General features: G+C 66.0%; 20 protein-coding genes and 1 pseudogene. 10 read left to right on the top strand and 11 right to left on the bottom strand.

The window, feature by feature from the left end; all coding sequences use genetic code 11:
* Positions 1-3: 3 nt before the first annotated feature.
* The 3 genes from FB475_RS10835 to FB475_RS10825 form a co-directional block, all read right to left on the bottom strand.
* A complete protein-coding gene (locus FB475_RS10835) occupies positions 4-1320 on the bottom strand; it encodes an NsdA family TPR-like regulatory protein (RefSeq protein WP_238332079.1) in 1317 nt (438 codons plus the stop codon).
* A gap of 254 nt (positions 1321-1574) precedes the next feature.
* Positions 1575-2204 carry a 2'-5' RNA ligase family protein gene (locus tag FB475_RS10830; RefSeq protein ID WP_185759191.1) on the bottom strand — a complete coding sequence of 210 codons (630 nt, stop codon included), beginning with the start codon at positions 2202-2204 and terminating at the stop codon, positions 1575-1577.
* 1 nt (position 2205) lies between these two features.
* On the bottom strand, positions 2206-3546 hold the full coding sequence (locus FB475_RS10825; RefSeq protein WP_141854942.1) for an NsdA family TPR-like regulatory protein: 1341 nt from the start codon (positions 3544-3546) through the stop codon (positions 2206-2208).
* A 149-nt stretch (positions 3547-3695) separates the two neighbouring features.
* Between FB475_RS10825 and FB475_RS10820 the strand changes: the two genes are divergently transcribed.
* A complete protein-coding gene (locus FB475_RS10820) occupies positions 3696-4946 on the top strand; it encodes an IS256 family transposase (protein ID WP_141854940.1) in 1251 nt (416 codons plus the stop codon).
* Between the two features lie 261 nt (positions 4947-5207).
* A complete protein-coding gene (locus FB475_RS10815) occupies positions 5208-5714 on the top strand; it encodes a hypothetical protein (protein ID WP_141854937.1) in 507 nt (168 codons plus the stop codon).
* On the opposite strand, the gene FB475_RS10810 is transcribed toward FB475_RS10815, so the two are convergent.
* Together FB475_RS10810 and tsrT are read right to left on the bottom strand one after the other, a co-directional pair.
* Entirely contained in the window at positions 5707-7077 is a 1371-nt protein-coding gene (locus FB475_RS10810; protein WP_141854935.1) for a TrpB-like pyridoxal phosphate-dependent enzyme, read from the bottom strand. The two genes, FB475_RS10815 and FB475_RS10810, sit on opposite strands and share 8 nt — an antisense overlap.
* A gap of 87 nt (positions 7078-7164) precedes the next feature.
* The gene (tsrT, locus tag FB475_RS10805; protein ID WP_272952063.1) at positions 7165-8994 is read right to left on the bottom strand and encodes a tryptophan 2-C-methyltransferase; all 1830 of its coding nucleotides are present in this window, start codon (positions 8992-8994) and stop codon (positions 7165-7167) included.
* Between the two features lie 56 nt (positions 8995-9050).
* Here tsrT and FB475_RS10800 point away from each other — a divergent pair, with 56 nt between their 5' ends.
* Positions 9051-9356, top strand: a complete 306-nt coding sequence (locus FB475_RS10800) for a helix-turn-helix transcriptional regulator (protein WP_141854933.1) — start codon at positions 9051-9053, stop codon at positions 9354-9356.
* On the opposite strand, the gene FB475_RS10795 is transcribed toward FB475_RS10800, so the two are convergent.
* On the bottom strand, positions 9323-10687 hold the full coding sequence (locus tag FB475_RS10795; protein WP_238332078.1) for a tryptophanase: 1365 nt from the start codon (positions 10685-10687) through the stop codon (positions 9323-9325). The genes FB475_RS10800 and FB475_RS10795 overlap by 34 nt on opposite strands.
* Positions 10688-10767: 80 nt before the next feature.
* Between FB475_RS10795 and FB475_RS10790 the strand changes: the two genes are divergently transcribed.
* The 4 genes and pseudogenes from FB475_RS10790 to FB475_RS10780 all read left to right on the top strand — a co-directional run bounded on the left by FB475_RS10790 (position 10768) and on the right by FB475_RS10780 (position 15084).
* On the top strand, positions 10768-11946 hold the full coding sequence (locus FB475_RS10790; protein ID WP_141854931.1) for an AraC family transcriptional regulator: 1179 nt from the start codon (positions 10768-10770) through the stop codon (positions 11944-11946).
* Positions 11947-12087: 141 nt separating this feature from the next.
* Positions 12088-12252, top strand: a pseudogene (locus FB475_RS38375) (helix-turn-helix domain-containing protein); the annotation flags it as partial.
* Positions 12253-12429: 177 nt separating this feature from the next.
* Positions 12430-13476 (top strand): hypothetical protein, encoded by a 1047-nt coding sequence (locus tag FB475_RS10785; RefSeq protein WP_238332077.1) that lies wholly within the window; start codon positions 12430-12432, stop codon positions 13474-13476.
* Positions 13477-13620: 144 nt separating this feature from the next.
* Positions 13621-15084, top strand: a complete 1464-nt coding sequence (locus FB475_RS10780) for an MFS transporter (protein ID WP_141854928.1) — start codon at positions 13621-13623, stop codon at positions 15082-15084.
* Here the strand turns inward: FB475_RS10780 and neuC are convergent.
* A complete protein-coding gene (gene neuC / locus FB475_RS10775; RefSeq protein WP_141854926.1) occupies positions 14993-16216 on the bottom strand; it encodes a UDP-N-acetylglucosamine 2-epimerase in 1224 nt (407 codons plus the stop codon). The genes FB475_RS10780 and neuC overlap by 92 nt on opposite strands.
* Positions 16216-17334: a DegT/DnrJ/EryC1/StrS family aminotransferase gene (locus FB475_RS10770; RefSeq protein ID WP_141854924.1), complete on the bottom strand. Its 1119-nt coding sequence runs from the start codon at positions 17332-17334 to the stop codon at positions 16216-16218. The genes neuC and FB475_RS10770 overlap by 1 nt, the downstream gene beginning before the upstream one ends.
* Before the next feature lie 174 nt (positions 17335-17508).
* On the opposite strand from FB475_RS10770, the gene FB475_RS10765 reads away from it, so the two are divergent.
* Positions 17509-18861 carry a glycosyltransferase gene (locus FB475_RS10765; RefSeq protein WP_141854922.1) on the top strand — a complete coding sequence of 451 codons (1353 nt, stop codon included), beginning with the start codon at positions 17509-17511 and terminating at the stop codon, positions 18859-18861.
* Here FB475_RS10765 and FB475_RS10760 read toward each other — a convergent pair.
* Both FB475_RS10760 and FB475_RS10755 read right to left on the bottom strand, forming a co-directional pair.
* Positions 18782-20302: an amidase family protein gene (locus FB475_RS10760; protein WP_141854920.1), complete on the bottom strand. Its 1521-nt coding sequence runs from the start codon at positions 20300-20302 to the stop codon at positions 18782-18784. The two genes, FB475_RS10765 and FB475_RS10760, sit on opposite strands and share 80 nt — an antisense overlap.
* Positions 20303-20390: 88 nt before the next feature.
* Positions 20391-21806, bottom strand: coding sequence for an FAD-dependent oxidoreductase (locus tag FB475_RS10755; RefSeq protein ID WP_141854918.1), 1416 nt, complete (start codon positions 21804-21806; stop codon positions 20391-20393).
* 158 nt (positions 21807-21964) lie between these two features.
* Between FB475_RS10755 and asnB the strand changes: the two genes are divergently transcribed.
* On the top strand, positions 21965-23818 hold the full coding sequence (asnB, locus tag FB475_RS10750; protein WP_141854916.1) for an asparagine synthase (glutamine-hydrolyzing): 1854 nt from the start codon (positions 21965-21967) through the stop codon (positions 23816-23818).
* A gap of 43 nt (positions 23819-23861) precedes the next feature.
* Positions 23862-24644 (top strand): polysaccharide pyruvyl transferase family protein, encoded by a 783-nt coding sequence (locus FB475_RS10745; protein WP_185759187.1) that lies wholly within the window; start codon positions 23862-23864, stop codon positions 24642-24644.
* 11 nt (positions 24645-24655) lie between these two features.
* Here FB475_RS10745 and FB475_RS10740 read toward each other — a convergent pair whose 3' ends face one another.
* Positions 24656-25471 carry a carbohydrate ABC transporter permease gene (locus tag FB475_RS10740; protein ID WP_238332076.1) on the bottom strand — a complete coding sequence of 272 codons (816 nt, stop codon included), beginning with the start codon at positions 25469-25471 and terminating at the stop codon, positions 24656-24658.
* Between the last annotated feature and the right edge of the window lie 15 nt (positions 25472-25486).

The raw sequence follows: 25486 nt of genomic DNA, 5'->3' as shown, positions 1-25486 counted from the left end.
CTTTCAGTTGCCGGCGGCAACCCGGATGGCGGGGTGCCGGGTGAAGACCCGAATCGCGTCGTGCAGGTGCCGGGCCTTCGGATCGTTCGCATGCCGGCTCAGCCGGGTCAGGGCGGCGACCTCGTTGATCAGGTGGATCAAGGGCCGGACGCGGTACTCGACCGGAGTCGTCAGCACCACCGCGACGGCCTCGTCCGCGGCGTCGAGATCGCCGATCTGCAGGTGCGCCTTCGCCTGCTGGAGTCTGGTCATGCGCTCGGACCCGAAATTGCGGACCAGATGCGGAGACGCCTCGAACAAGGCGATCGCACGATCCGCGTGCTGCAGAGTCAGGTGCGCCTCCCCAACTGCCAGGTGGGCGTCGGACCACAGTCCTTCGGCGCGCTCCGGCGTACACAGGAAGGGCCCGCCCATTTCCGGGACATCAGGCCGGACCGTGGTGCGTTTGGCGATCGCCAACGCCTCGCGGGCTTCCGCGTGACGGCCGGAACGGGCCAGGTCCACGGCGAAGACACTGGCGAGATAGAGCAACGAACTGCCGGTCGCGTACCGCAGCCCGTCTTCGGCATACGATGCCGCGCGACCGAAGTCGTTCTGCCAGAACGCGGCCCGGTGCTGTGCGGCCCGGACCCACGCGCGAAGCTCGTCCCGATCTGCGGCCTCGCCGCATGCCCAGGCGGTCCGCGTGTGGTTCTCGGCGATGTCCGGTCGGCCGAGATCCACCGAGATCCAGGCCAGGAGGGTCAGCGCCCAGCCACCGACGGCGTACAGCTCACGGGTCCGGCTCGGTGGCTGTCGCCCGGACAGCAGCCGGAACGCCCGGTCCCGGATGGCGCGAGTGCGGACGTACAAGGGCCTGGTCGGGGCGCGGAGATAGTTCTCGGTGATGCGCAGGAGATCGGCCAGCAACTGCCCGGCCGTGAGGTCGCCGACATTCGACTCCTCGGCCAGTGTGAGCTGGGCGATCGACTCGTCGCCGGCCTCCACGAGCTCGTCCTCGAGATCGACCACCGAGCTCAGTCCGGGTTCAGGCTCCGCGGTGCCGAACCCACCGGGTGGGACGAACCCGAGCTCGCTGTCGTCCTCGACGTTGAGAACATGGCGCAGGCCGGCGCGGTACGCCGCTCCGGGCCAACGCACGGCACCGCGTTCGAGTTTCGCGACGTAGTGCCCGTCGAGTTCGTACTTGGTCTCGGTCGTCTCCCACAGCCAGGTGCAGACCGCGTCCGCGAGCTCTGCCCGGGACATCTGCTCGCCAGGTGTCCGCCGCGACGGCGTCCGCTCCCGTGCGGCTTGCAGTAGTTCATTGGGCTCCGGCATGCCGGTAACTGTAGGAGCGCGAACACCCACAGCGACGTCGAATCCGGGGCCTTGGACGATCTGCCCCAAGCTGCCCCACGATGCCCCGGCATGCCCCGGATTTTCCTGGTGCATAAGGGGTTTGCGGAGTCCCGACCCGAAAGTGAGCGTGTCGTAACGGGAGCAAGCGTGGGCAGATCGGGGAAGGTCAGGGCAGATGGGCCATCGCATGGCCCATGCAGCCAGGACGAATGCCCCGAGCGGAGACAGCAGCCTCACCGGGACAGCGTTGCTCCGAGCGCGAGGTCGGCGTATTTCGTCCACTCGTACTGCTTGTGGTCGCGGGTGAGGTTGATCAGGCTGACCTGCGTGACCTCGGTCTTCGCGACGCCGATCGACATGGCCTTGACCTGTCGGTGCAGCGGTGCGGCCGGGGCGTTCTGATTCCAGTAACCGAGCGAGACATGCGGGTGGAGCTCCGGCAGCTCGGGCACCGAGTCGCGGCCCCAGACATCGGTGATCGCGGCGTGTAGCTGGCCGCGCAGCCGGCGCAGCCGGTCGACCGGCGACACCGGTAGCTGCAGGCTCTCGGCCTCGACGATCGCCGGGCCGAGCTTGATCGCGAACGGCCGGAACTCTTCGAGCCGGTGGCGAGCAGCGTCGATGATCAGGTCGAGGTCGGCCTGCGGGACCTTGTCCGCGAACCCGATGCCCTGCAATGTCAGGTGCAGCCACTGCGCCGGAACCGGTGAGATCCCGGGCAAGGAGGTCACCAGGCCCTGGTACGCCGAGTGCAGGCCTGCCAGCACCGCGTCGCTCGGGAAGATGATGTGCCAGGTGTAGAACGACCGGCCCGGCCGCCAGTTCGGGCCCCAGCACCAGTGATCGCGGACCTGTTGGACCATGTCAGCTCCTCTTCGGCGCCTTGTCGGTCCGGGCCAGGCGGCGGGTCGGCAGCCCCGGACGTTGGATGAACTCGGCGATCCGGTCCCGCAGTAGTCGTCCTTTCGGACTGCGTACATACGGCGCGCTGAGTGCCGCCACCTCCGTGAGCCGTTGGACGAGCGGGCGGACCCGGTACTCCTGTTGCAGTTCGAGCACCGGCTTGACCGCTTCGATGGCGCCGTCGAGCTCGCCCAGCAGGAGCCTGGCCTTTGCCTGCTGCAGGCGGGCCATGCGTTCGGACCCCGCGTTCCGGAGGGCGTACGGGACGGTCTCGAACTGCGCGACGCTGCGATCGGCGTGCTCCGCCGTTCGTCCTGCATCACCGAACGCCAGGTGCGTATCCGCCCACAGCCCTTCGGCGCGCTCCGGCGTACAGAGAAAGACGCCGCCAGGTTCGGAGCCGGCGGGCCGGACGTTCAACGCCTGGGCGATGTCGAGCAGCTCACGGGCCTTGTCGCTGCTGCCGATCCGCGCGAGGTCCACCGAGCCGGCGCTGGCGAGGAACAGCCGTGCGGTGCCGGCGTTGTACCGGAGCCCGTCTTCGGCGTACGCCGCCGCGCGGGCGAAGTCCTCCTGCCAGAACGCGGCGGTGTGCTGGGTGGCACGGATCCAGCCACGGAGTACGTCCTGGTCGGCGGCCTCGGCGCACGCCCAGGCGGTACGCGTGTGGCTCTCGGCGATGTCAGGGCGGCCCAGATCCACGGACATCCAGGCGAGCAGCGTGATCGCCCAGCCGGCGGCGGAGTACAGGTCGCGGGACTGATGCGGGGACTGGTTCCCGGCAAGCAGCGTGAACGCCCGGTCGCGGATCGCGCGGCTCTTCGCGAAGAGCGGGCGGATCGGCGTCCTGAGGTACGACTGGGCGATCCGCTCGATGTCGGCGTGCAGTTGCTCGACGGTGAGGTCGCCGACGTTGGACTCCTCGGCGAACGCGAGCAGCGCGATCGACTCGTCGCCGGCGTTCACCAGGTCGTCCTCGGCGCCGGCCATCGACGCCGGCGGCGTCGGTTCCGGCTCGGTCAGCACGACGCCGTTGGGCGGGAAGAAGCCGAGTTCGTTGTCTAAGGCAACGCCGAGGACATGCCGCAGGCCGGAACGGTACGCGGCACCGGGCCAGCGGACCGCGCCGCGTTCCAGCTTGGCGATGTAGTGGCCGTCGAGCTCGTACTTGACCTCGGTGGTGTCCCAGAGCCAGGCGCGGACGGTGTCGGCGAGTTCGCTGCGGGACATGTGTGCGCCCGGTGCGCGACGTGATGGGGTGCGCTCACGCGCTGCGCGCAGCAAGTCGTTCGGCCCTGACATGGCGGTAACTGTAAGACGTCGAACACAGTTGCGTCCAGCAGAGTGGTGTACGGCGAGGTGGTGGCTGGCCCAGGCATGGACGTGGGTGCGGTCACCGCGTGATTCTTCGAGGAATCTCTCACAACCCACTCGAAGAGAAGAGCACTGCGATGACCGCATCACCCAGTATCGACCCTGCCGAGTTCTTGCACGAGCACCTCGAGCAGGCCAGCCCGGATCTGCTGCGGGAGCTGATGGAAGGCTTCATCAACACGTTGCTGTCCGCGGACGCCGACAGCGTGTGCGGTGCCGCGTTCGGGACACGCGATCCGGGCCGGGTGAACTCCCGCAACGGGTATCGCCACCGCGAACTCGACACCCGCATCGGCACGCTGGATGTCGCGGTGCCCAAGCTGCGCGAAGGCTCGTACTTCCCGGACTGGCTGCTGGAGCGGCGCCGGCGCGCGGAGGCGGCGCTCACGAGCGTGGTGGCGACGTGTTACCTGCTCGGGGTGTCGACGCGGCGGATGGACCGGCTGGTGCAGTCGCTGGGCATCACCGGCCTGTCCAAGAGCCAGGTCAGCGTGATGGCCCGGGATCTCGACGAGCTGGTCCGCGATTTCCGGGAGCGGCCGCTGGACGAGGGACCGTACACGTTCCTGGCCGCGGACGCGTTGACGATGAAGGTCCGCGAGGGCGGCCGGGTGATCAAGATCGCGGTCATGGTCGCCACCGGCGTGAACGCCGACGGGTTCCGCGAGATCCTCGGCGTCGCCACCTCCACCGCCGAGTCCGGGGCCGGCTGGAACAGCTTCTTCAAAGACCTGGTCGCCCGCGGCCTGAACGGCGTCGCGTTGGTGACTTCTGATGCGCATGCCGGGCTGGTCGACGCGATCGGCGCGAACCTGCCCGGCGCGTCCTGGCAACGGTGCCGCACCCACTACACCGCCAATCTCATGGCCACCTGCCCGAAACACGCCTGGGGCGGGGTGAAGGCGATGCTGCACTCGGTGTTCGACCAGATCGACGCCGCCGCGGTGCACACGCAGTACGACAAACTCCTCGACCAGGTCGCGCAGACGCTGCCCGAGGTTCACGCCCACCTCGACGACGCCCGCGCCGAGATCCTCGCCTTCACCGCGTTCCCCAAAGACGTGTGGCGACAAATCTGGTCCAACAACCCCAACGAACGCCTCAACCGCGAAATCCGCCGCCGCACCGACGTCGTCGGCATCTTCCCCGACCGGCCCTCGATCATCCGCCTCGTCGGCGCCGTCCTGGCCGAACAACACGACGAATGGGCCGACGGACGCCGCTACCTCGGCCTCGACGCCCTCCACCGCAGCCGCCTCGTCCTCATCACCACCACCAACCCCACCGAGGAGGAGAACCCCCAGACCGCCGGCGCGATCAGCGCCTAACCAACCAACGACGAATCACCAACCCTCGTACACCACTCCACAGGACTTGACCTCGAACACCCTCTGCGACGGCCAAATCGGGACCTGTGGACGATCTGCCCCACACTGCCCCGCGATGCCCCGAATCCCAGTCGGTAAAGGGCTTCCCGGACACTGCCGGCCACCCCGCAACCGGCCTGCGGCCCCGAATCCGGGCTCGCTGAGCGGTGACTGCAACGGGGCATCGCGGGGCATTTCGGGGCAGCCCTCTACAGTGGGTGAATGCCTGAGGAAGCCGTCACGACGCTGCGTGCGGAGTTGGAGCGGTTCGATCGGGTGGAGGAAGGGTTTGCTCTGCTCGAGGTGTTCCTGGAGGTGGCTCGGCCCCAGCTCGGCGCGGTGGTGCTGGATCCGGTGGGACTCCGGCTGCCGGAGAACATGACCGCTGACCGCGCTGTGGTGCAAAAGCTGATCGACGAGATCGAGGAGGAGCCGGTCGGCAGGGCGCGGGTGGTCGAGCGCGGGTTCGAGATGGATGACGAGCAGGCGCGGTGGGACTACGTGCGGCTGGCGTACAGCTCGAACCAGGCGACGGTGTGGAGCCGTCGCCAGCGCACGACGTACTTCGAGGTTGCCGCGCGCCAGAAGGCGACGTACTGGCTACCGGACAGCCTGAAGGCCGAGTACTTCGACGCCTTGCGCGGCCGCGGTTGGGCCATCCCGGAGGATTGGCTGACCGCGGTCGCGAAGCGGCCGAAGCCCTGGTGGAAGCGTGGCGGTTTCAGCTGAGCGCGGGGAGCCGGGTGAGGGCGGCGGCTACGGCGGATTGGATGTCGGCGTCTTCCCAGGTGCGGTCGGTGATGGAGTTGGACAGGTAGGCGTCGTACGCGGCGAGGTCCAAGTGGCCGTGGCCGCAGAGGGCGGTGAGGATGACCTTTTCCTCGCCGGACTCCTTGCATTGCAAGGCTTCCTCGACGGCGGCGGCTAGGGCGTGGGTGGGTTCGGGGGCGGGGACGATTCCTTCCGTACGGGCGAATTGGACGCCGGCGGCGAAGCACTCGGACTGGGGTTTGGCGACGGCCTCGATCTCGCCGGTCTCGTACAGGTGGCTGATCAGCGGGCTCATGCCGTGGTACCGCAGGCCGCCGGCGTGGATCGGGTCCGGCACGAAGTCGTGGCCGAGGGTGTGCATCTTCATCAGCGGCGTCATCCCGATGGTGTCGCCGAAGTCGTACGCGTAGGTGCCCTGGGTCAGCGACGGGCAGGCGGCCGGCTCGACCGCGCGGATCACCGGTGACATCCGGCCGGCCCACTTCTCCCGCAGGAACGGGAACGCCAGGCCACCGAAGTTCGACCCGCCGCCGGTGCAGCCGACGATCAGGTCCGGGGTCTCGCCCACCATCGCCAGCTGGATCAGCGCCTCCTCGCCGATCACGGTCTGGTGCAGCAACACGTGGTTGAGCACCGAACCGAGCGCGTAGTGCACCTCGGGATCCTGGACCGCGGCCTCGACCGCCTCACTGATCGCGATGCCGAGCGACCCGGTGGAGTCCGGGTTCTCGGCGAGGATCTTGCGGCCGGCCTCGGTCAGCTCCGACGGGCTCGGGTGCACGGTCGCGCCGAAGACCTGCATCATCGTCCGCCGGTACGGCTTCTGGTCGTACGACGCGCGCACCTGCCAGACCTCGCAGTCCAGCCCGAACTGCGCGCAGGCGAACGCGAGCGCCGTCCCCCACTGGCCCGCGCCGGTCTCGGTGGTGAGCTTCCGGACGCCGGCCTTGGCGTTGTAGAACGCCTGCGGAACCGCTGTGTTCGGCTTGTGTGAGCCGGCCGGGGAGACGCCTTCGTACTTGTAGTAGATGTGCGCCGGCGTATCGAGCGCCTTCTCCAGCCGGTGCGCCCGGTACAGCGGGCTGGGCCGCCAGAGCCGGTAGACGTCGAGCACCTCGCCCGGGATGTCGACGTACTGCTCCTGCGAGACCTCCTGCAGGATCAGGTCCATCGGGAACAACGGCGTCAGATCCTCCGGCCCGATCGGCTGCCCCGTCCCCGGATGCAGCACCGGCGGCGGAGGCGTCGGCAGATCGTGGAGCACGTTGTACCACCGGGTGGGCAGCTCGTCCTCTGGCAACAGGATCTTCGTCGGCGTCATAACGCAAAGTTATGCCCGGGCAGGCGCCCCGACAATGACCCGATCCGGAACCGGACCGGAACAAATTTTGCCCTGATCAGCCGGCGCCTACGACCCGACAGGGGCAGCATCCGTCGCCATGATCTCCTCGCGCTCGCGCCAGTGCGACCAGAACGCTCCCTTGTAGCCGAGCTGGGTCAGGCGGAGGAGGAACGGGTTGTCGGCGTAGTTGTTGTCCTCCGGGGTGAGTCCGGCCACGGTCGGCAACATCACCCGGTGCCGGTCGCGTTCCGGCACCCATTTCCAGAGCAGATCGAGGCTGGTCAGCCAGCGGTCACCTGGATGGATCGTGGCGTCGCCCTCGGGCAGTTCGGGAGAGAAGAAGTAGACGGGCCGGAAGTTGCCCTGCGGGTCGAACATGAACTGCCGCTCGTACTCGACAACGCTCCGGCACCGGTCCGCCGGCGTCAGCAGGATCGGTTCGGTCGCCGTGTTGGACTGGACACCCGGGACCGGGCGGACGCCACGACTGCGGTCGGCGAGCAGCTTGCCGAGCGGAGAGTACGGAAAGGCACGGATCCCGAGCGTGAATCCGACCACCGTGGCGTCGAGCGCCATCAGCTCGTCCACACAGTCGTGCATGGTCGACTCGGTCTCGCCGGGCATGCCGAGAAGTGCCTCGACCATCGTCAGCATTCCGTACTTCTGCGCCAGTTTGCACAACCTCCGGACATCCTCGGAGGTGTAGAACCGAGTCCCTTTCCCAGTGACCTTCCAGCCGTCGAGCACGTCGTCCCGGACATGGTCGGGAGCCACATTGATACCTGCACAGCCGGCAGCTGCCAGCAAATCGGCGTACTCCTCGTCGAACGGCGCCGGCTGCACGTAGATCCAGAGCCGGAGGTCGTGCAACGGCGATGACGCGTCGCTCGCCTTCCGCCGGATGATCTCGCGCAGTACGGCCTTGCTGTGGCCGATACTGAGGTTGAACTCACTGTCGGTCGTGTGCAGGTCGTGCACACCCTGCGCGGTCAGCAACTCCATCTCGTCGACGACCGCCGTCTCGGCGCGACGCGCGAACTGAGCGCCTTTCGCATCGGGCTCGACGCAGTGGGTGCAGGCGTAGGTGCAACCGTTCTTGGTCAGGATGTTGCCGAGACCGCCGTGCCGGTAGTACGCGAGGTTGTCGACTTTGTACGGCGTACCGGATCGCCGCTGGTACGGCGTGGAGCGGTTGACGAGGGCGGCACGACCGACCGCCGTGAGCCGATCGTGGTGCGGTACCTGATGAACCTGCCCGTCGCCCTCGTTGACGATGAGCCCCGGTACGTCGCTCGCCGGCGACCCGGCCGCAAGAGCCTGGGCCAACCGGACGACCGTGACCTCCCCCGGCCCTTTGACCCCGAAATCGATGTCGAAGAAGTCGACCAACGCGAACGGCATCGAGGAGAACCCGACCCCTCCGGCGACGACGGGCGCGGCGCAGTAGTGGCGGATCTCGCTGATGATGTCCCGATGCGAATCCAGGAACACCCGCTGCTCCTGGGGATAGATGGTGTCGGTGTTGCGGATGGTTATTCCCACCAACAGCGGCTCGCGGTGCTCGAAGTACGACGCGATCGCGCTGCGCCAACGGTCCCGGACCAGGGTCAGATCGAGCACCTCGACCTCGAAGCCGGCAGCCTCCAGCGACGTCGTCAGAATGTCCAGCGCGTAAGGCGTGATCGGGGGATGGACAAGGTTCGGGTTCACCAGTGTCACGAGCCTGTTGAGCACCACGGTCTCCTTCGTCCGGCGGATCGTCGCTGCGATCGTGACAGCGCCGGCGACGGTCGTGGCAGGGGCCAGTAACCCGCGGTAGCCCGGGTCACGCTCGGGCGCGGCACCGCGGTTCGCGAAGTGCACTTGACGGTGCGCAATGTGGATCTTGCGGCTCACTCCGCGCTTCTAGCCTGATGGCTGAGAGTGAGGACCGATCGCGACGTAGGAGCGCCATGGAGCACCAGATGCCGGTCGGGGAGATGCTGCGGCAAGCGCGTCACAGCCTCGGATACAGCCAGTACGTGATCGCGGACGAGTTGGCGCGCGTGTCCGGCAACGACTCGCTGACCCGGGAGGAGGTCGCGCGCTGGGAACGCGGAAAGCGACTGCCTGGTCCGTACTGGCGGCGGTGGATCTGTGTGGTTCTCCGGTTGCCGGTGAGCGATCTGGAGGTCGCGATCCGGTCTCAACGGTCGGACCGGCGGATTGCTCGTGAACGACTGCCTCACCCGAGCGGCATGAGCACTGCCGTGAAGTGACGCAGCACCGGCGCCTGCTCGACGATCCGGTAACCGGGGATCTGTGCGGCTTTGGCGGCCACGTTCGCTGCCACGTCGACCACGTACTCGAGGTGGCTCTTGGTGTAGACCCGGCGGGGCAGCGCGAAGCGGACGAGTTCGCGGGGTGCGGCGATGTCCACCCCGCCGTCCGGGTCGGCCCGTCCGAACGCCAAGGTGCCCAAGTCGGAGACCCGTACGGCTCCGGCGAGGTAGAGCTCGTTGGCCAATGCCGTCGCGGGCAGCTGCTCAGGCGAGATGTGCGGCAGAACCTGCGCGGCATCGACGTACACGGCGTGGCAACCCGTCGGCTGAAGCACCGAGAGTCCGGCCTCCGAGAGCTGTTCGCCGAACCAGCGGGCAGTCGATGCCCGGTACCGCAGGTACGCCGGATCCGTCACCTCGAGGAGTCCTTGTGCGAGCGCGTCGAGATCGCGGCCGGCGAGTCCGCCGTACGTCGGGAAACCCTCGAACGCGATCAGTTGCTGTCGGCAACGACGTGCGAGCTCGGTGTCCCGCAGCGCGATCAGTCCACCGATGTTGGCGAGGCCGTCCTTCTTCAGGCTTGCCCAGCATCCGTCCGCCAAGGAGAACAGAGCATGCGCGACCTCGCGCGGGCTCCGGCCGGCCTCGCTGGGTTCGCGCTCGGTGATCAGGTAGGCGTTCTCCGCGAACCTCGAAGCGTCCAGCAGGAGCATGATCCGATGGCGGTCGCACAGCTGACGAACCGCGGTCACGTTGGCCAGTGAAACCGGCTGGCCACCGCCGGCGTTGTTCGTGATGGTCAGCACGACGCAGCGCACTCCGTTGGCGCGCGTCCCGCGGAGCCGCTCTTCGAGCAGACCGAGATCGATGTCGCCACCGAAGGCCGACGGCGACGTCTGATCGACCGGCAGATCGACGGCAGTGGCGCCGGCGGATTCGATGGCAGCGCGAGTGGTGTCGAAATGTGTATTGCTGATCGACACATCGCCGGCTCCGAGCAGCTCACCCAGGAGAATCCGCTCGGCGGCGCGGCCCTGGTGTACCGGTATTACTTCGTCGAATCCCGTGAGTTCCCGGACAACCGCCCGGAAATGTTCGAACGAAGTCGCGCCGGCGTACGACTCGTCGCCGCTGAGAAGCGCAGACCATTGTGCGGCTGACATGGCGTTCGTGCCCGAGTCGGTCAGCAGGTCGATGGTTATCGCCCGCGAGGGCACCCGGAAGAGGTTGTGGCCCGCGTCGGCGAGCGCCGTGCGTCGTTCCTCGGTGGACGGAAACGGAATCGGTTCGACACTCTTGATCCGGAACGGCTCCATGAACGCTGGCACGGGCTTCGTCCTCCAAGCGGCGCAACCGGGTATCGGTAGGCCAAGTCTGCGCAGTCCGCGACGCCGGGGGCAGGGGCCAGTTGGAGGGAGGCGCTTTCCGCCGGTATTCCACGCTGATTCGCCGGCGAGCCGAAAGGTGGAACGTTAACCAACCCTGCCCGGCCCGCCCGGACGGTAAGGCGGCGCGCGCATCTGATGACGACTCTGGGTTAACCGGTTATCGTTTTTTCACCATGATTGCCAAAGGGGGTGTTGGCGCTCCGCTGGCGGACGGCCGACAGAAGATGCAACTTCTCGAGCATTACGAGCTGTTTCATTCACATGATCTGGACGATGTTCGCGACTCGGTCGGACGCGTCTTCGTCCCTCATCGCCTGGACCTGACCCGAAAGGCGGGCCGGCTGGATGCGCGGATGCGTACCCGCCGCCTCGCGAACGTCGCGGCGAACTACGTCAGCTACGGCGCGGACGTGCTGATCGAGCCGGGGGAGCTCGGCTCGTTCTTCGTCGTACAGGTGCCGCTGTCCGGTCACAGCCACGTTCGCTGCGGACGGGAGGAGGTCTTTTCCACACCAAGACTCGTCTCCGTGGTGTCACCTACGGAGTCGCTCAGTATGCGGTGGTCTGCTGACTGCGCGAAGCTGATCCTCCGGATCGACCGGCTGGCGGTCGAGTCACAGCTGAGCGAGATGCTCGATGCCCCACTGCCCGAGCCCGTGCGTTTCCAGCCGGGTATGGATGTCAGCTCGGGGTACGGACGCAGTTGGTTGACGATGATGCGCACGTTTGTGGACGAGCTCGGCCGCGCCGACGACAGCCTCGTCGACCACGAGTTGGCGGCCGCCGGGTACGAGGACGTCTTGATCAAGGGTTTGCTGCTCGCCCAACCACACAACTACTCCGACCTGCTGGCCGGCACGAGCGCCCCCATGGTGCCGTCCCGGGCGGTGAGCATCGCGCGGGACCTGATCGAGAGCCATCCGGAATGGGACCACACCATCACGAGTCTGGCCCGCGCCGCCGGGGTGAGCCCTCGCGCCCTGCAGAAGGGATTCGCGAGGCATCTGGGTTCCGGTCCGAAGGAGTACATGACCAACGTGCGCATGCAACGGGCGCACAGCGAGCTGCGGGTCAAACAACGCGACACGGTGACCGTGCGGCAGGTCGCGGCGCGTTGGCGTCTCGGTCATGTCGGTCGCTTCGCCGGCGAGTATCGCAAACGTTTCGGTGAACTCCCCTCGGAGACGTTGGGCCGCTGACCGCTCGACGCAACGTGGACACAGCGGGTCGTAATTCGGTCCGATCACGCACAGCTCTTCTCCGTAACGTTGCGGGCCTAGCCGCAAGTCATCCTGCAACTGCGGCGTATCCCTACTTTCCTTCGTGGAGGGGAGACGTCAATGGAGTCGAACGGTCCGGTCACGATCGCGGAACTGATCAGGAAGGCGCGGGAGGCACGGGGGCTGAGCCAGACGCGCCTCGCGAAGGAGCTCGCGACGATGTCCGGTCGGCACACGATCAACCGAGATCTGATCTCACACTGGGAACGCGGAGCCCAGGTCCCGAGAGCAGAGACGAGACAATGGCTGTCAGTCTTCTTCGACCTCCCTCGAGAACGCTTCGAGGAAGCAGCCGCCCTCTCGAGACGCCGCATGAAAACCGGAAACGCCGTGGTGGCGCACAACGCGCCTACGAAGCCAGGGGCGGTACGCCGGGCACAGGGAACGCCCGAGCTGCTACCCGTGCTGCGGTCGCGGGTCCAGGCCGGCGTCCTCGCCGCCGTACTCCTCAATCCCGACCGCTGGTTCTCGCTCAGCGAACTGGGCGAGACGGCCGGCGCCGCGCTCGCGTCTGTCGACAAAGAGGTCCAGCTACTGGAGACCGCCGGCATCGTCAGCGGCCGTACCGAAGGAACGATGCGCCTCTACCACGCCTCCCACCTCGGTCCCGGGCTCGCGCCGCTGGTCCAGCTGCTGCGCTTGAGTTACGGAGTACCACAAGTGATCGGCGAAGAGTTCGGCAGCGTGCGCGGCGCTTGCCGCCTCATCGTCGGGGGAGCGTGGGCGCAGCGCTTCGCCGGCGTCCCAGGACCGGCTCCGGACAGCATCGACCTGGTTGTGGTGACCGAGCTTGGCCGCCCCGCAGATCAGGATGAACTGAACCTTGCCGCGGGCCGTGCTGAGCTACGGCTCAAACGGCCGGTCCGATGGCACCTGAGCGGGATCGAGACCGACAGAACCCTCACCATGCCTGCCCACTGGGACGGCGAACCGATCGTAGAAGTCCGGATGGTCGGACCAGTTGGAACAGTCCGCGGCCGCGAAGACTTCGCGGCGGGCCGAGCAGCCATCCTGCAGCTGCTCGAGTCGGGGCAGCTCACCTTGACGAACGGTCCTGATGCCCGTTCGGAACCTGCCCTGGAGCTGGCTGAGCAGCACGTCATCGCCGCCGAACAGATCGCGACCGACGCACCACAGTCGGCCCACCTGCTACTGGCCGAAGCAGGCGAACTCATAGCGACCGGCCTACTCGCCCAACAAGGCCTCCGCGTCGACCCCACAGCCCACCCCAACACAGCCGGCAACGCAGTAACCGCCCAATTCGGCCATCAGTACTCGCACGTGGTCCAGTTGCGCGAGCGCTCCACCGCCTTGCACGTGCCGGCCAACCGGTTGAGCGCCGATGAGGCTCGGATCAGCACAGGAACTGTTCGTGCACTGCTCGTCGAAGCTCGATCCAGGTCAAGCAGATTGCCACTCTTCGACGCGAAGTCTGATTCGACGGCGTAACTCGCCACCTGGACTGCTGTGTCGCTCACCGCGACAGTCAACAGGGAACGCTTCTGAGCCCGGAGGTCAGCAGTGCCGAAATCCCGCACGGAGAACCCACCGCTGCCTTCGAGCGAAGATCAACGCACGGATTGGCGTGCGTGGATGGCACTGGCCGTCCTCTGCCTCGCGGCGATGTTGGTTTCGATGCTCGAGTTCGTGCTGCTGTTGGCGATGCCGGCGCTGACCGCGGCCTTGGGCGCCTCGAGCACACAGCAGTTGTGGATTCTGGACGTGTACGGGTTCATGGTCGCCGGCCTGATGATTGCCATGGGGCATTTCGCCGACCGGGTCGGGCGGCGTCGGCTGCTCCTCATCGCCGCAGCGGTTTTCGCTGTCGCTTCGGTCGTTGCGGCGTACTCGGTCAACGCCGGGATGCTGATCGGGGCTCGCGCCGTCGTCGGCATCGCGGGGGCGTCCATCGCGCCCTGCACGTTGTCGTTGATCTCGATGCTGTTTCCGGACGAACGGCGCCGCGTCACCGCGTTGGGCCTGTGGGCCGGGTGTTTCGCACTCGGTGCCGTCGCCGGTCCAATCGTCGGCGGGTTGCTGCTCGCCGAGTTCTGGTGGGGCTCGGCATTGCTGATCGGCGTGCCGGCGATGGTGGCGCTCCTGGTTCTCGGACCGCTCCTGTTGCCCGAACATCGCACTGAGCGGGCCGGGCAGGTCGACGTACTGAGCGCGCTGCTCCTCCCGGCGGCGATTCTTCCGGCGGTCTACGGTCTGAAGCACTTCGCCGCGCAAGGAGTTCACGTGATGTCGGTGGTGGGACTCGTGACCGGGCTGGTGATCGGATGGACATTTGTGCGGAGGCAGCGCCGCCTGTCCGAGCCATTGGTCGACGTACGGTTGTTCAGCCGATCGACGTCCGGCGCGATGCTGGCCGGCATGTTGGTCTTCTCGGTGCTGTCCGGCGGCGTGACGGTGTTCGTGGTTCAGTACTTCCAGTTGGTGCAAGGCATGACGCCGCTGGCGGCGGGTCTCGCTGTGGTTCCGGGCGTACTCACTTCGGTCGTGGCTTTCCAGTTGGCGCCGATCGCGGCTCGACGGATCCGGCCAGGGGTTCTGATTCCGGGTGGCATCGCATGCACGACCGCCGGAATGGTTGTGATGACTCAGGCGACGTCAACCACGGTTCTCATGTTCGCGTTCGCGGTGGGATGCGTCGGGTCGGCGCCCGTGCAGATGCTGGGCACGAATTTGGTCATCGGCTCGGTGCCACCACAGAAGGCAGGGACCGCTGCTGCTGTCGCGCAAACGAGCTTGGGGATCGGATTGGCGTTGGGCGTCGCGATCCTCGGCAGTGTCATGACTGTGTCCTATCGCAGTATCAGCGGCCGAACAGCGGGCACGTCGCTGGCCGAGGCCATCGCCGACGCCGAACCAGAGGTCGTCCTCGCACGGGCCCGTGATGCGTTCACAACCGGATTACATCTGATCGCCGGAATGTCGGCGGTCGTCTTGACAATCGTGGGCATCATGCTGGTGTTTGCCTTGCGTCGCTTGCCCGCGTTAGGGATGCATGGTTCCGATGACGTGCGTCGTCGAGATCGACGAAGTGCTTCTTGAGCACTCCGTCGAGTGGTGTGTCCTTGAGGATGCGGACGATCCGGTCTGCGGCGAAGCCGTCGCCGTACGGGGATTCAGCGATGCTCGCGAGCTGTCTGTGCTCGGGGGAACGCGCCTGCAGAATGGCGGCGAGGATGTCCTCGGCAGCCTCGCCGCAACTGATGGTCGAGCTGGATGTCGGCCTACCCTCCTGCCGGCTTCCGACGTTGACGCTCGGCGTTCCCAGCGCCGGTGCTTCGATCAGCGCGCTGGACGAATTCCCGACGACGACGTCCGCGTGCTTGACCAGGCTGAGGTACGGGATCCGGCCAAGCGACGCGAAACTGACCGACCGGCCGCGATGGCGTCCGTTGAACTCCTGAATTTCTGTCTCGATGAATGTCTCACCTAGGTCGACATTGGATCCGGTGAAGACGAAAAGGCCGTTCTCGACGCGGTCGAGTGCGGTGAGCAGACCTTTGATGCCTGCTCGGCTACCGGCCGGATCGGCGGTGGCGGGGTGATAGGTCACAGCGATCGTCGGTGTACGGAGCCCGAAACCCAATGCAACCGCCAGTGCGTCGCGGTCCAGCAACGTCGTCGTCCGCACCGAATCGAGGCCGGGTGAACCAACGGTATGGACCCGTTGCGGATCCTCGCCGAGTTGAACGACCCGACGACTGAACTCCGAGGTCGCCGTGAAATGGAGGTGCGACAGCTTCGTGATCGCGTGCCGCATACTCTCGTCGGTCGATCCCGCTGTCACCTCGCCGCCGCAGATATGCGCGAGCGGAAGCCGCAGGAACGTCGCAGCTACGGCAGCCGCCAGGGCTTCGTATCGGTCCCCGAGGATTACGAGGATGTCCGGCGCGATGCGCTCGAGTGCGTCCACGTAACCGATGGCACCCAGCCCGAACGACTTGGCCGCACTCGCCGGGGAGTCGCCCGCCACGACGATCGGCACGCAGGCCCCCACCGGAAAGCCGTCTGCCGCAATCGCCTCGATCGTCATCCCTTGCTGGGCGACGAGATGGGATCCGCTGACAAGCAAGCGGAGTTCGATGTCACTATCGTTGCTCAAGGCACGCAGTACGGATGTGAGCGGTCCGTAGTCGGCCCGAGAGCCGGTGAACACACAGACCCTCCGCGCCATCAGTTCTGAACCGCCAGCGCGGATCCCAGCTCGGCGGACACCCTCCGTTGCTGCTCCGCGGTCAGATGGGATGAACTGGGCAACGAAAGGCCGCGAGCATGTATAGCCTCTGCGACGCTCCCGAGCAGCCGTTCGGCAGTTGCGTACGGCGGTTGGAGGTGAACGGGACGCCAGACTCTTCGGGCCTCGACCTTCGCGGAGGACAGCCTCGCGACGACGTTCTCAGGCGCGGCCTCGTCGAGAAGCACTGAGTACAGCCAGTACGTCGGGTTTGCCCAGGTGGCGTGTGGTGGCAAGGTGAGCGGCAAGCCTTCGAGTTGCTCGGCGTACCGTAGCGCGATCTGGCGTTTACGCCCGATCCGATCCGCCAGTTGCTCGAGTTGCGCGATGCCGAGCGCAGCCGAGAGATTGCTCAACCGATAGTTGTACCCGACCTCGTCGTGCAAGTACGACGAGGCCGGCACCTTGGCTTGGGTAGTGAGATGTTTGGCGCGCGCCGCGTACGTCGCGTCGTTTGTCGTGATCATCCCCCCGCTCCCGGTGGTGATGATCTTGTTGCCGTTGAAGGAAAAGCAGGCCAGGTCGCCGACCGTACCTGCCAACCGGCCGTCGTGCCAGCTCGCACCGAGTGACTCAGCCGCGTCCTCGATGATCCGGATGCCGAACCGCTCGCGCAGTTCCAGCAGTGGCTCGATATCGGCTGGGTGACCGAGGACGTGGACGATCTCGACAAGATCGGGGAGCCGGTGACCGCGTGCGGCTCGACGAACGACACGATCGCGCAGCAGTTCGGTGTTCATGTTCCAGGTCCGCGGCTCGCTGTCGACCAGCAGCAGATCCGCGCCGGTGTAGTGAACCGCGTTGACCGACGCGATGAAGGTGAAGTCGGAGACCGCGACCAGCCGGCCGGGTGCGGCTCCGGCGATCTGCAGCGCGACATGCAGCGCTGCTGTGCCGCTGGCGCAGGCCACTGCGTGATGGGAGCCGACCCATGCCGCGAACTGGCGCTCGAAGCTGTCGACGAAAGGGCCGACGGAGGACACGTAGCCGCCGACGAGGCATTGCTCCAGATAGACCGCTTCGTTGCCGCCGAAGGTCGGTTCGCTCAGCGGAATCACCTGGGCATCTCCTCCATGTCGCCGCGGAATCGGGGAACAACATTGCCAGCGCGGCAGTCTGCGAAACGAGGGGCCGCCTTACACCGGCGCCGGTGGAACAAGCCCTGCTGTCGGTATGTCCGCAGGTTGACAAGACTTGAAGCCCTGATGGCTGGCAGACGAGGCTGGTACCCGATGGATGTCTTGGTCCTGACCCACGGAACGCGTGGCGACGTGCAGCCCTTTATTGCGTTGGCCTTGGCGCTCACAAGCGCTGGGCATACGGTCCGGCTGGGAGCTCCGGCGGGTTCAGCCGCGCTCGCGAAGCCATACGGGATTCCTTTTGTCCCCTTGGCCGACGGTCCGAACGAGCTCTACGGTCACCCGGCCGTGCGCGAAGTTCTCGAAACGAACTATCGAGGATTGCGCGGGAAACGGTTGGCTATGACTGTGGCGCGCATGTACCGCAACAAGATGGACGCGGTACTCGACGACATGGCCGATGCTGCACGGGCAGGCGCGGATGTCATAGTTCATGACATCGTCCTTCCGGGCCGGCAGCTCGGCGAATGGCTCGGCATCCCTACCGTGCGGGCTTGTCTGCAACCGTTCTGGGTCCCGACCCGCGCGTTTCCCAACCCGATGCACGACTTGCCGTTGCCCGTGACCTGGAACCGGCTCACGTACCTGACGACCAACATCTGGTACCAGATACTCGCCGGCCACACGAACAGGTGGCGCAGGAACAAGCTGGGCCTCACGAGACGCGGTGGCTATCTGGACGTGCTGCGGATGCCGGGCGGTGGCTCGACGCCCTTGCTCCAGGCCTTCAGCGCGCACCTGCTCGCTCCGCCGCCGGACGACTATCCCTCCTGGGTGCAGACGACCGGGCCGTGGCTGCTCCCGGCGCCGCCTGATTGGATGCCGTCCACTGATTTGAACGACTTCCTCCACAGCGGGGCACCGGTCGTGTACGTCGGATTCGGCAGCATGGCAGGTTCGGATCCCGGGCGCACTGCGAGGATGATCACCGAAGCCGTACGGTCGGCCGGAGTTCGTGCGGTGGTGGGCACCGGCTGGGGTGGCATTGAGGCGAGCAAGAACGATCAGGACATTTTGCCGGTCGGGGACGTCCCACATGACTGGCTGTTCGAACACGTGACCGCGGTCGTTCATCACGGTGGGAGCGGAACCACCGCGGCGGCCCTCGCCGCAGGCCGGCCACAAGTCGTGTGTCCCTTCGTCCTGGATCAGCCGTTCTTCGCCCGTCGGGTCCACGAACTCGGGGCGGCGCCGGAGCCCTTGCCGCAGCGGCAGCTGAACGCGACGGAGCTGGCTCGAGCCATCGAGATGGCAGTCACCGATCAATCGTTCTCGATTTCGGCCAAGAGGCTTGCTGAATGGATCCGCGACGAGGAAGGAATCGACCGAGCGGTGCGGCTCATCGAGGATGTGGCTCGGCCGACGATCAGCCGGCGAAGCCTCCGTCGGCCTCCATCGAGAACCCGGCCCGGTACACCGTGCGCTCGTCGAACTCCCGGCCCATGATCTGCAGGCCGGTCGGCAGACCGTTGTCGCCGGCCCCTGAAGGCACGGTCAGTGCTGGATGGCCGGTGAGATTCGCGGGAGTGGTGTTGGCCATCGCTCTGGTGTAGTCGGCCAGGCGGAACCCTTCGGACTGGCGCACATCGAGCCGTGGTGGGCCGCTCGTGGCGGTGGGTGTGATCAGCAGATCCTGCTGGTCCAGACAGCGACCGACCTGACGGCGCAATTCGAGTCTGAGGTTCTGTGCGATGCCGAAATCGACGCCGAGACGGGTTTCCTGGAGGTATTCGTAGGCGAGCGGAAGGATCGAGGCCAGCCACGGAAGGTCCCGCTGCCCGGACCGGTACTGGGCGGCGACCGTTGCAAGCCGGTCGACGTCGATCCGGCCGAGGTGACCATAGCCCTGGCCGTTCGAGTCGGCCATCGCGACGAGACCGAAGGTCAGGACCGCGAGCCAGATGGCCGCTGCGTCGGCCCAGAGTGGAATTGACACCGGTTCGACCTTCGCACCCTGATCACGTAGCCGCTCAGAGGCCCGGTCGAAGGCAGCGAGCGTCGCTGCGGTACAGCCCGCGGGTACGAGCGATTCCTCCACGATGCCGATGCGGAGACCGGCAATTCCTTCACCCAAGGCACCCGCATACTTTCCGGTCACGCGCGGGGCCCATCTGGACTGCGGATCCCGCCAATCTGCTCCTGCCATCACCTCGAGCAGGGCCGCGTTGGTCGCGACGGTTTTCGTCATCGGACCGATATGGTCGAGCGTGTGGTCCCAGTACGCCAGACCGTACGAAGGGACCAGGCCGTGGGTCGGCTTCATACCGACGATTCCGCAGTAGGCCGCGGGGTTCCGCACGCTGCCACCCTGGTCCGATCCGATCGCCGCGTCCACGAGCCCGGTCGCGACGGCAACGGCCGATCCTGACGACGAGGCTCCCGGCGCGAAGCGAGGATCGTGCGGATTGCGTGTCACGCCGAAATCGGCATCGGCCAAGCTGACCGAGGTCTTCGCGGTGATGACGGCTCCCGCATCAAGCAGTCGCTCGACGACGACCGCGTCTTCCCTGGGGATGATCTCCGTGGGGTACCTGACGCCCTCGGTCATCGGCACTCCGGCCACTGCGATGTTGTCCTTGACCCCGACCCTGAGGCCGCCTAGCGGACCTTGTGCGGCACCGGCAACGTTGCACCACCGAATGATGGCGTTGTACGGATCCTCACCGGGGCGGGGTGCTCTCCCGGCATCTCGGTCTGCGTAGCGCAGCTGTGGCCGCGGTTGCTCGAGCTGGTTGAGCCGACGGAACACGCTCAGGAACTCGACGAGATCAGCACGCAGCCCATCGGAGTCCCGCGCCGGATTGGCCGGAAACCCACGCCGGGCCCGATAACGCGCGACCTGCTCCGCCGACGGCGACGCGCCTGCCTCGACCCCGTTCTCGATCATCCCTACCCCCTGGAGGGTCAACGCTTATCCATAGACTGAAACGACCATTCCATTCTACCAGCGCCGCAATCGATCTGAACAACTCCCGTTAGTGCGCGGATCCTTCGCGGTTGCGGGTCATGGTCGGCCGTAGGTGCGGCTGTGGCAGGTGGGCGCCCTGCGAGCGGAGGGTTTCTACGAGAGTTGCCGTGTTGAGGTCACAGGCGGGCTCGCCGGTTTGGATCGACTGCACGGCGGCCGTGCCCGCAGCCTGACCCATCATCGATGCGGCGGGCTGAACACGGATCGAGCCGTGGACCTCCACATCGCTCGAGGCGCAGCGTCCGGCAACCCACAGGTTCGTCCAGCCGCGTGGGACCAGGATGCCGGACGGGATGCCGAACGCTTCGCCCGGTCCCAGTCGTTTCTGGGTCTCGGCGTCGGCCCGGAAGCGTTCGTACTCATCGTCGCCGGTGTCGTGAGGGTGGATGTCGATGAACTTGTTGAACAGTGCGATCTGGTCGGGGAACTTGCGGCGGGCCAGGTAGTCGTCGATGTTCAGCTCGTACTCGCCGACGATGCGACGGCTCTCGCGGACGCCGATGAGCGAAGCCGTGATGACGAGTTCGGCATTCTCGTAGCCGGGGACGTACTTGTTGAAGAACCGCCAGTATTCGTGCGCGAGTCGTCTGCCGAGCATTGCTCCGTCGCTCAGATCCTTCACCTTGAGCGCGTTCATGTTGAACAGGTGGCCGCCGTTCAGGTAGCCGATCTGATCGCCGACCTGGGACATGCCTGGCAAATGTTTGTCCGGCTGGCTGAAGTGGCCGTCCGCGATCGCCTGGAACAGGTACTCGTCGTGCTGGTGCATGCCGGCGCCCGGCCGGAACTCGGATCGCGCCCAGTCGATGCCCGTGAACAGCGACGGCAGCGTGGCCGGCATGATGTTCGGCGAATCCCGGCCCGCTTCACGTACCTCGACGCCGACGATCTTGGCCAGGATCGCGTCGCCCGTTGCATCGATGAAGGTCCTCGCCTTGACGAACCGGTAGCCTTCGGCGTTCGCCACAACGACTCCGTCGACCAGACCGGTGCCGACGTCGGCCTGCGCGTCGATCACTCGTGAGAAGAACCGGACCTCGACGCCGGCTTGTGTGGTGAGTTCGTCGAGAAGCAGTTTGTAGCCCTCCACGCGGAACGGCGTCCAGGCGTGGTACTTCTTGACATGGCTCTGCACCTCGAGCCGCGGCTTCAAGGACCCGCGTTCGCCGAGCTTGAAGATGATCTCCCGCATCAGGCCCCCGACGAGCATCTCCTCGCCGTTGCCGACCGGATCGAAGGCCGTCACCAACCCCGACGTTCCCATGCCGCCCATGCAGCCGGTCGACTCGATCAACAGAACCTTGGCGCCGAGGCGAGCGGCGCAGATTGCGGCCGTCGCACCGGCCGGCCCGCCTCCGGCCACGACCAGGTCGTAACCGTCCTCCACCGGGATTTCCCGGCGCAGTTGGAATGTGGCAGTCATGGCGACTCTCCTGAGGTCGATCCACTACATGTCACGTACTGAAACTCGCATTTCATTCTAGCAGTGACGGCGTGCCAGTGGGCTGAATTCGCCGCCTGTCTTGTGCCGAGGTGGCTCGAACATCATTGGCGGCGAGGACGTCGACGAAAGGTTCAACGATGTGCGGCATCACCGGATGGGTTTCCTATGACCGCGACCTCACCCGCGAGCATGAGGTCATCCATGAGATGACAGCAACCATGGCCAATCGCGGACCCGACGCGTCAGGCACCTGGGTACGGCGGCATGTTGCCCTGGGCCATCGCCGGTTGGCCGTCATAGATCTTGCCGGTGGAGCACAACCGATGACCGTCGAGACGGCGGGCGGCGCGGTTGCGATGGTGTACAGCGGTGAGGCCTACAACTTCAAGGAGTTACGCGCCGAGCTGCAGTCGCGCGGGTACCGGTTCCGGACGAGCAGTGACACCGAAGTCGTGCTGCGCGGCTACCTGGAGTGGGGCGACAACATCGCTGAGCGTCTCAACGGCATGTATGCGCTCGCTATCTGGGACGAGCGCGACAACAAACTCGTTCTGATCCGCGACCGGATGGGCATCAAACCCCTCTATTACCACCGAACCAACGACGGCGTCCTGTTCGGCTCCGAACCGAAAGCGATCCTGGCCCATGGTCTGCTCGAGCCGGCCGTTGATGCAGCCGGGCTCCGGCGGATGCTCGCTCCGATAGGACTCACCGGCGGCTCGCCGTGGAAGGGCATCGAGCAGGTCGAACCCGGCACAGTTCTGACCGTACGGCCATCAGGGATATCCGAGCGGACATACTGGAGGTTGCCGACCCGGCCGCACCAGGACGACAGGCAAACAACTGTTGAGAGGGTCAGAGAGTTGCTGACCGACTGCGTCAGTCGTCAGTTGGTCTCCGACGTCCCGCTGGGCGTGCTGCTTTCGGGTGGGCTGGATTCGAGTTCGATCGCCGCGCTCGCGGCTTCACAGCTGCGGGCACACGAAGAACAGGTGCGTACGTTCTCCGTGGACTTCGCCAATCTGGCCGAGAACTTCGCACCGAACAACATGGTCCGCGGACTTGATACGCCCTATGCCGCCGAGGTCGCGACCTTGGTGCGGTCCGAACACCAGATCGTCACCCTTGATCCTGCGCGGATGGACGATCGCGACCTCCGCCGGGCTGTTGTGGCAGCTCGGGACATGCCGGGTCTGGGTGAACTCGATGCATCGCTGTATTTGCTTTTCGCATCGATCCGGAAGCGCGCCACGGTAGCCCTGTCCGGCGAATCGGCCGACGAACTGTTCGGTGGCTACTTCTGGTTCCACGACGAGGCAGCCCGAGCCTTCGACGGGTTTCCCTGGTTGGTCACATCGCGGGATCACAGTCTGGGCCGCTACCGGTCACTGGGCCGCTCGCCCATTCGTGCTGAACACCTCCGCCGCGCTGAGCTGCCCGCGTTCGTCGCCGAACAGTATGCGGAGGCCGCGGCAACAGTCGAATACCTCGAGGACGAGAGCCCCGAAGACCGGCGCATGCGAAGGATGTCCCATCTGTGCATGACTCGTTATGTGCGGGAATGGCTCGACCGCAAGGACCGGATGTCGATGGCCGTCGGCCTCGAGGTGCGAGTGCCGTTCTGCGACAACCATCTCGTCGAGTACGTCTACAACGTTCCGTGGTCACTCAAGACGTTCGACGGACGGGAGAAGAGCATCCTTCGACATGCGATGAAGGACAAGCTTCCGGCTTCCGTCGTAGGTCGGGTGAAGAGCGGATACCCCTCCAGCCACGATCCGATGTATACCGCCGCGCTTCAGCAGCGTGCGAAGGAAGTGCTCGCAGGCGAGGACGACGCCGTGTTCGCCGTTGTGGACCGCAGCTGGATGGAGGAAGCGTCTCGCTGCGATCCGAGCGACGCGCCGGCCATGCTGTCCGAGGAGATCAACTGGGTTCTCGATCTGCACGACTTGTTCGAGCTTTACCGGCCGACGCTGGCGCTGGATTGAGCTGATGACACAGCACCCACGACCTCTCCGAGCACCTCTGAGGATGTACTGGTGGCGACCGGATCCGCCCTACCGCGGCAACTTCGGCGACGAACTCGGACCGTACCTGGTGGGTGCACTGTTCGGTCTCCGGGTCGAATGGGCGGAGCCGGACGCCTGTGAGATCGCAACCGTAGGAACAGTCATCGAAATGATGTTGTCCAGCAAAGGCGAGAACCGGCCGGCCTTGTGGGGTAGCGGTCTGTTCTTGACGGCAACCGACACGATTTCTGCTGGTGAGTTCCAGATCGCGGCACTCCGCGGCCGGCTGACGAGAGAGCGCATCGCGGACCTGGACTCTGACGTCGCGCTCGGCGATCCGGGACTGCTTGCGTACGTCCTCGTCGAGCCTCTGCCCCGCAAGCAGCACGAGCTCGGCATCGTCCCACACTTCCTTGATGCCGAACTGCCACTCGTTGCGCAGTTGCGGGGCCGGCCTGGGGTGACGATCGTCGACGTGACAAAGCCGGCGCCCGAAGTCGTCCGCGACATCGCTCGATGCCACTACGTCCTGTCGTCGAGCCTGCACGGGCTCGTGGTCGCGGACAGCATCGGAACGCCCAACGCCTACGTTCCACTCAGCAATGACCCTCGGATCGGCGGGTCGAAGAAGTTCCTCGACTACTACTCGGTGTTCACCGATCCCGCGCGACAGGTCATCCTGCCGCTGAGCGAGGTGATGTCGCGAGATACCGCGTCCATCACCTCGGAGATAGAACGGCGGTATCGCGTTCCGGCCGATCTGAAAGCTATTGCGGATCGGCTCGTCAAAGCCTTCCCGGGCTAGCCGGCCCGCCCCTAATCCAGTGCTCCGAGCGTCAGCCCTGCCCGCCAATAGCGTTGTAGCGCCAGGAAGGCCGCCATCAGCGGTGCTGTGGCGACGAACGACCCGATGACGACGAGCAGTTGAACATGAGGATCCATTTGAGCCTGGCCCTTCCAGGCGTACAGACCGAAGGTCGCGGGATAGAGATCCTGGCTCTGCAGCATCAACAGCGGGAGGAAGAAGCTGTTCCAGATGGCCACGAATCCGAACAGGTACACGGTCGCCAAACCTGGCAGCATCAGTCGCTGGGCGATCGTTGTGAAGATCCGGAACTCACCGGCACCGTCCACCCGGGCCGCCTCGATGATCTCCGTGGGTACGGACGAGTCGGCGAAGATCCGCGACAGGTAGACCCCGAAGGGACTCACGATGCTGGGCAGGAGGACCGCCCAGTACGTGTCGACAAGATGTGCCTTCGAGAAGACGAGGAACAGCGGTAGTGCAAGGACGGTCGACGGCACCATGACGCTACCGAGGACGATCGAGAACAGGAAGCTCCGTCCCCGGAACGAGAACTTCGCGAGGTAGTAGCCGGTCATGGACGAGAGGACAGTGGCAGCCAGTGCACCGACGCCCGCGTAGATGGCGCTGTTCAGCAGCCACCTCGCGAAGATTCCGTCGCCGTAGCCGAACAAGGCGCGCAGGTTCTCCACCAGATGGAAGCCGCTGAACCAGAATCCGTTCGTCGTCGCAAAGTCGCCTTGCCGCTTCGTTGCCGTGACGCCGAGCCACCACAGCGGTAGGAGGAAGTACCCGGCGAAGACCGCGAGGATCACACAGACGATCATCACGGACATTCTGCC

Origin of the sequence: Kribbella jejuensis (genome assembly GCF_006715085.1) — a bacterium.
Classification (GTDB): Bacteria; Actinomycetota; Actinomycetes; order Propionibacteriales; family Kribbellaceae; genus Kribbella; species Kribbella jejuensis.
This window is presented reverse-complemented; position numbering and strand designations above follow the sequence as displayed.

Bases quoted from the DNA above. Each gene is read 5' to 3' on its own strand.
- FB475_RS10815 (WP_141854937.1), top strand. From the start codon at position 5,208: ATGCCTGAGGAAGCCGTCACGACGCTGCGTGCGGAGTTGGAGCGGTTC.
- FB475_RS10765 (WP_141854922.1), top strand. From the start codon at position 17,509: ATGGATGTCTTGGTCCTGACCCACGGAACGCGTGGCGACGTGCAGCCC.
- FB475_RS10830 (WP_185759191.1), bottom strand. From the start codon at position 2,204: ATGGTCCAACAGGTCCGCGATCACTGGTGCTGGGGCCCGAACTGGCGG.
- FB475_RS10740 (WP_238332076.1), bottom strand. From the start codon at position 25,471: ATGATCGTCTGTGTGATCCTCGCGGTCTTCGCCGGGTACTTCCTCCTA.
- FB475_RS10810 (WP_141854935.1), bottom strand. From the start codon at position 7,077: ATGACGCCGACGAAGATCCTGTTGCCAGAGGACGAGCTGCCCACCCGG.
- FB475_RS10825 (WP_141854942.1), bottom strand. From the start codon at position 3,546: ATGTCAGGGCCGAACGACTTGCTGCGCGCAGCGCGTGAGCGCACCCCA.
- FB475_RS10780 (WP_141854928.1), top strand. From the start codon at position 13,621: ATGGCACTGGCCGTCCTCTGCCTCGCGGCGATGTTGGTTTCGATGCTC.
- asnB (WP_141854916.1), top strand. From the start codon at position 21,965: ATGTGCGGCATCACCGGATGGGTTTCCTATGACCGCGACCTCACCCGC.
- FB475_RS10760 (WP_141854920.1), bottom strand. From the start codon at position 20,302: ATGATCGAGAACGGGGTCGAGGCAGGCGCGTCGCCGTCGGCGGAGCAG.
- FB475_RS10800 (WP_141854933.1), top strand. From the start codon at position 9,051: ATGGAGCACCAGATGCCGGTCGGGGAGATGCTGCGGCAAGCGCGTCAC.
- FB475_RS10835 (WP_238332079.1), bottom strand. From the start codon at position 1,320: ATGCCGGAGCCCAATGAACTACTGCAAGCCGCACGGGAGCGGACGCCG.
- FB475_RS10755 (WP_141854918.1), bottom strand. From the start codon at position 21,806: ATGACTGCCACATTCCAACTGCGCCGGGAAATCCCGGTGGAGGACGGT.
- FB475_RS10745 (WP_185759187.1), top strand. From the start codon at position 23,862: ATGTACTGGTGGCGACCGGATCCGCCCTACCGCGGCAACTTCGGCGAC.
- FB475_RS10820 (WP_141854940.1), top strand. From the start codon at position 3,696: ATGACCGCATCACCCAGTATCGACCCTGCCGAGTTCTTGCACGAGCAC.
- neuC (WP_141854926.1), bottom strand. From the start codon at position 16,216: ATGGCGCGGAGGGTCTGTGTGTTCACCGGCTCTCGGGCCGACTACGGA.